This is a genomic window from Phyllobacterium sp. P5_D12 (genome assembly GCF_054049495.1).
The window spans coordinates 1-5288 of record NZ_JBFUMG010000308.1; the positions used below are offsets into that span (position 1 = coordinate 1).

General features: G+C 56.6%; 6 protein-coding genes. All 6 read right to left on the minus strand.

The window, feature by feature from the left end:
• A partial coding sequence (locus ACXJ5O_RS17880) for a GMC family oxidoreductase (protein WP_457301064.1) occupies positions 1 to 801 on the minus strand: 801 nt, incomplete at its 3' end.
• 1 nt (position 802) lies between these two features.
• Positions 803 to 1795: a branched-chain amino acid ABC transporter permease gene (locus tag ACXJ5O_RS17885; RefSeq protein ID WP_457301065.1), complete on the minus strand. Its 993-nt coding sequence runs from the start codon at positions 1793 to 1795 to the stop codon at positions 803 to 805.
• A complete protein-coding gene (locus ACXJ5O_RS17890) occupies positions 1788 to 2675 on the minus strand; it encodes a branched-chain amino acid ABC transporter permease (RefSeq protein ID WP_457301066.1) in 888 nt (295 codons plus the stop codon). Before ACXJ5O_RS17890 ends, ACXJ5O_RS17885 begins: the two co-directional genes overlap by 8 nt.
• A gap of 4 nt (positions 2676 to 2679) precedes the next feature.
• The gene (locus ACXJ5O_RS17895; RefSeq protein ID WP_457301067.1) at positions 2680 to 3384 is read right to left on the minus strand and encodes an ABC transporter ATP-binding protein; all 705 of its coding nucleotides are present in this window, start codon (positions 3382 to 3384) and stop codon (positions 2680 to 2682) included.
• Positions 3377 to 4198 (minus strand): ABC transporter ATP-binding protein, encoded by an 822-nt coding sequence (locus ACXJ5O_RS17900; protein WP_457301068.1) that lies wholly within the window; start codon positions 4196 to 4198, stop codon positions 3377 to 3379. Before ACXJ5O_RS17900 ends, ACXJ5O_RS17895 begins: the two co-directional genes overlap by 8 nt.
• On the minus strand, positions 4198 to 5288 hold a 1091-nt coding region (locus tag ACXJ5O_RS17905; protein ID WP_457301069.1), incomplete at its 5' end, for an ABC transporter substrate-binding protein. The genes ACXJ5O_RS17905 and ACXJ5O_RS17900, both read right to left, overlap by 1 nt.

Genomic DNA, 5288 nt, shown 5'->3' on the forward strand with positions numbered 1-5288 from the left:
ACCGATACCTGATAGTTCGAGAATATGTGGTGAGCCGATTGACCCCGCGGCCAGAATGACCTCGCGCCTGCATTGGATCGAATGGATCGCCCCGGCCTGTTCGAATTCAACACCTTTAACGGCCAAATCCTGCAGGATCAGCTTTCGCACATGCGCTCCGGTTTCAACCTTGAGATTAGGACGTCCCAGGGCAGGGCGCAGAAAAGCCTTTGCCGTATTCCAGCGGATGCCGCGCTTCTGGTTGACCTTGAAATAGGAGGAACCTTCATTGTCGCCGCGATTGAAATCGTCGGTACGAGGGATGCCGGCAGCTTCCGCAGCATCGCGGAATGCATCGAGAATATCCCAATGCAGCCGCGCTTCCTCCACGCGCCATTCGCCACCAGAACCATGAAAATTGTCGGCGCCGAGATAGTAATCTTCAGATCTCTTGAAGTAGGGAAGGACATCATCCCAACCCCAGCCTGTACATCCGTCCTGTCGCCACAGGTCATAGTCGCGCGCCTGGCCGCGCATATAAATCATGCCGTTGATCGAAGAGCAGCCACCCAAGACCTTGCCGCGCGGATAACTGAGCGAGCGGCCATTTAACCCCGGTTCTGGTTCAGTGGTGAAGCACCAGTCCGTGCGCGGATTGGATATGCAATAGAGGTAGCCAACGGGAATATGGATCCAGTGATAATTGTCCTTGCCGCCAGCCTCGAGCAGCAGCACGGAGACATCCCTGTTTTCGGAGAGACGGTTGGCGAGCGTGCAGCCGGCAGTGCCGGCTCCGATAACGATATAGTCGTAGGTTGACATTTCAGTTGTCCGGCTTGCTCTCGAGTCTTTTGCCGAAGCGCGAAGCATACAGCTCGCCGATGATGCCACGCCGGAACACAAGCACGCATACCATGAAGATGATGCCGGTGATCACGGTGACCGGAAACTCCGAAGTCGCGAGGTAATTTTCCAGAGCGGCCACAAGTCCGGCACCGAAGATCGGCCCAACCAGCGTGCCGATGCCGCCAAGCAAAGTCATCAATACGACTTCGCCAGACATCTGCCAGCTGACGTCGGTGAGCGTGGCAAACTGGAAGACGATTGCTTTCAAACCACCCGCAAGACCGGTCAAGGCGGCAGACATGACGAAGGCAGCGAGCTTGTAACGTGCAACCGAATAGCCAAGCGAAATTGCTCGAGGCTCGTTTTCGCGCACGGATTTTAGGATCATGCCGAAGGGCGAGTTAATGATGCGCCAGATGATGAACATGCCAATGAGAAATACGGCAAGCACGAAGAAATACATGTTCAATGGCTGATTGAGGTCGATGAAGCCCAACAAGTAGCCGCGTGGTACCCCCTGAATACCGTCTTCGCCATGGGTGAAAGATGCCTGCAGACAGAAAAAGGCAAACATCTGTGCGAGTGCCAGCGTGATCATCGTCGAATAGATGCCCTGACGCCTTATGGCAAAGAAGCCGATGATCAACCCGAGGATCGTTGCACCGAGAACACCGACAAGAATGCCGAGTTCGGTCGGCAACCCCCATTCTTTGACCGCATGTGCTGTGAAGTAAGCAGCGCCGCCAAAGAAGGCGGCATGACCAAAGGAAAGGATGCCTGTGTAGCCGAGGAGAAGATTGAAGGCGCAAGCGAAGAGTGCGAAACAAAGCACCTTCATGAGAAATACCGGATAAAAATAGAAAGGTGCGAGAATAAGCCCCACGATCCCGATCAGGATCAGCGTTGTTTCGAGCGTCAAAAGGCGTGGCTTCGGTGCAGATGTAACAGTGGCTTGCGTCATATCATACATCCTTTCCGAACAGACCCGCGGGTCTGACAAGCAGGACTATTGCCATGATGACGAAGATGACGATGCTGGAGGCTTCCGGATAGAACACTTTTGTCAGACCCTCGAAAATACCGAGCATATAGCCGGTGATGATGGCACCTAGAATGGAGCCCATACCGCCAACAACGACCACGGCAAAGACGACGATGATCATGTTTGATCCCATGAGCGGACTGACCTGATAGATCGGCGCCGCCATAATACCCGCGAGACCTGCAAGACCTGCGCCGAGACCGTAGGTGAACGTCAACAGGAGGGGCACGTTGATGCCGAAAGCACGCACAAGTGTCGGGTTTTCGGTTGCTGCGCGCAGATAGGAGCCGAGGCGGGTCTTCTCGATGAGCAGCCAGGTCCCGAGGCAGACGATCAATGAAGCGATGACAACCCAGGCGCGATATTTAGGCAGGAACATGAAGCCGAGATTAACACCTCCAGCCAATGCGCTAGGAACTGCATAGGGCTGTCCGGCCGCACCGTAGTAATAGCGGAACGTGCCTTCAATCACGAGTGCAAGTCCGAACGTGAACAACAACCCGTAGAGGTGGTCGAGGTTGTAAAGGCGTGACAGCGCGACCCGCTCGATGAGCGCGCCCGCCAGACCCACAACCAACGGAGCAAGGATCAGCGCCGGCCAGTAACCGATGCCGAGCTCCGCGAGCAAAAGATAGCCGACGAAAGCACCCAGCATGTACTGTGCACCGTGTGCGAAATTGATGACACGAAGCAAGCCGAAGATGATTGCGAGGCCCAGGCTGAGCATCGCGTAGAATGAGCCATTGATGAGGCCGATCAGCAATTGGCCGAGGAAAGCCTGGAGGGGAACGCCGAAGATCATGGTCATGTCGTCAGACTCCCAATGCTTCGTTGAGCATGGTCATGCGGTCGGGCAGCTCCCTGACGTGGAAATTATCGATTATCTTGCCATGGTCCACCACATAGAAGCGGTCAGCGACCTTGCTGGCAAAACGGAAATTCTGTTCGACAAGGAGAATGGTCATGCCGCGCTGTTTTAGCGTCACAAGCACTTCACCGATACGTTGGATGATGACCGGTGCAAGGCCCTCCGTCGGTTCGTCCAGAAGCATCAGCTTGACGCCTGTGCGCAGAATTCGAGCAATAGCCAGCATCTGCTGCTCGCCGCCCGAAAGCTTCGTGCCAGGGCTGTTGCGGCGCTCTTTGAGGTTGGGGAACAAGTCGTAGATCTCGTCAATCGACATGCCGCCCTTGGCGACGATCGGAGGAAGATTGAGGTTTTCATCGACGGATAGCGTGGCGAATATGCCGCGTTCCTCAGGCACAAAGCCGATGCCTGCATGGGCGGTGCGATGCAATGGCACGCGCATCATGTCCTTGCCTTCGAAGGTGATCGTCCCAGTGCGTTTGCGGATAATCCCCATGATGGAGCGCAGCGTTGTCGTCTTGCCGACACCATTGCGACCGAGCAGGGTGACCGTCTCACCTTGGTGAATGTCGAGATTGATGCCGTGCAAGGCGTGACCTTCGCCATACCAGGCATGAAGGTCCCGGACGGATAGCAGCGCGCTATTCATGTTCGGTCCCCATATAGGCAACGCGCACGCGCTCGTCCTGACTAACGGTGCGATAATCTCCGGAGGTGAGGATTTCGCCCCGTTGCAACACCGTGACTTTGTCGCAAAGATCAGCGACGACCTTTAGATTGTGTTCCACCATCAAGATCGCGCGGTCTTTCGCCACCTCGCGAATGATATCCGAGACGATGTGCACGTCTTCGTGGCCCATGCCGGCCATTGGCTCGTCCAGCAACAGCACTTGCGGATCCAGCGCCAGCGTCGTGGCGATTTCGAGTACACGCTTGCGGCCATAGGACAGGTCGGCGGCGAGGTTGTTGCGCGCGTCCTGCAGCCCGACCGCTTCGATCAATTCCATCGCCCTTTGATTCAAGCGATTCAGCGCTCCCATGGGCAGCCAGAATTGCGTGGACAGACCACCGGGGCGCTGCAGGGCAACGCGGACATTGTCGAGGATCGTCAGATGCGGAAACACTGCCGATATCTGGAACGAACGCACAAGTCCCATTCGAGCCACCTTGGCCGGATCCGTCTTTGTGATGTCTTGGTCGAGTAGTGTGATCGTTCCGCTTGTCGGTTGCAGAAATTTGGTCAGTAGATTGAAAACTGTGGTCTTGCCAGCACCGTTCGGGCCGATCAGCGCGTGCACCTTGGCATGGTGCACATCGAGATCGACATTGTTGACGGCAACGAAGCCGCCAAAATCACGGCGCAGACCGCGGGCGGACAACACCACCCGCGAATCTTGACCTGGAGAGGCGCCGGGAGAGGATTGTCCTCCCCCGAACGCTGCGTCATTCAGCGAAGCAGTCATTACTTGACCAGCGGGCAGCCGCTTTCGGCCGGCTTGATAAATGCTTCGTCGCCCGGGACGGTGGCCAGAACCTTGTAGTAATCCCAGGGCGCCTTGCTTTCATCCGGCTTCTTGACTTCCATTAGATAAACATCGCTGAACAGGCGCCCATTGGGACCGACCTTCGCACCACGCCCGAAAACGTCGTCCACCGGCATTTCGTGCATCGCTGCGGCGACTTTTTCGGTGTCGTCTGTGCCCGCCTTCTGGATGGCCTTCAGATATTGCGTCACACCCGAATAGGTTGCTGCCTGGATCATGTTCGGCATGCGGCCCGTACGCTTGAAGAACTTCTGTCCAAACTCTCGAGATTGATCGTCGCGATCCCAGTAGAAACTTTCAGTGAGGGTCAGGCCCTGTGCGGCCTCAAGACCGAGACCATTTACTTCAGCCAGGGTGAATAGCAGCGCTGCGAGGCGCTGACCACCGGACACGATGCCGAATTCAGCGGCCTGCTTGATGGCATTGGAGGTATCGAGACCGGCATTGGCGAGACCGATGACCTTTGCGCCAGACGATTGAGCCTGCAGCAGGAACGAGGAATAGTCGGTCGTTGCCAGTGGATGGCGAACCGAGCCGACGACCTTGCCGCCCTTGGACGTGACGAATTTGGAGGTCTGTTCCTCCAGCGAATAACCGAAGGCATAGTCTGCCGTCAGGAAGAACCAGCTGTCGCCGCCTTGGGCAACCAGCGCGCCGCCAGTGCCGACCGCCTGCGAGTGTGTGTCATAGGCCCAATGGAAACCGTAAGGCGAGCACTGCTTGCCGGTGAGTTCCGTCGTGGCCGCACCGGTCACAAGGTCGATCTTCTTTTTCTCTTTGGAAATGCCCTGCACGGCAAGCGCCACCGAGGAAGTCGTCAGTTCCATGATGCTATCGACCTGTTCGGTGTCATACCACTGGCGGGCGATATTGGAGGCAATATCCGGCTTGTTCTGATGGTCGGCGGTGATGACTTCGATCGGTGCGTCCAGCACCTTGCCACCGAAATCCTCGGCGGCCATCTTCGCTGCCTCGTAAGACCACTTGCCGCCGAAGTCCGCATATACAC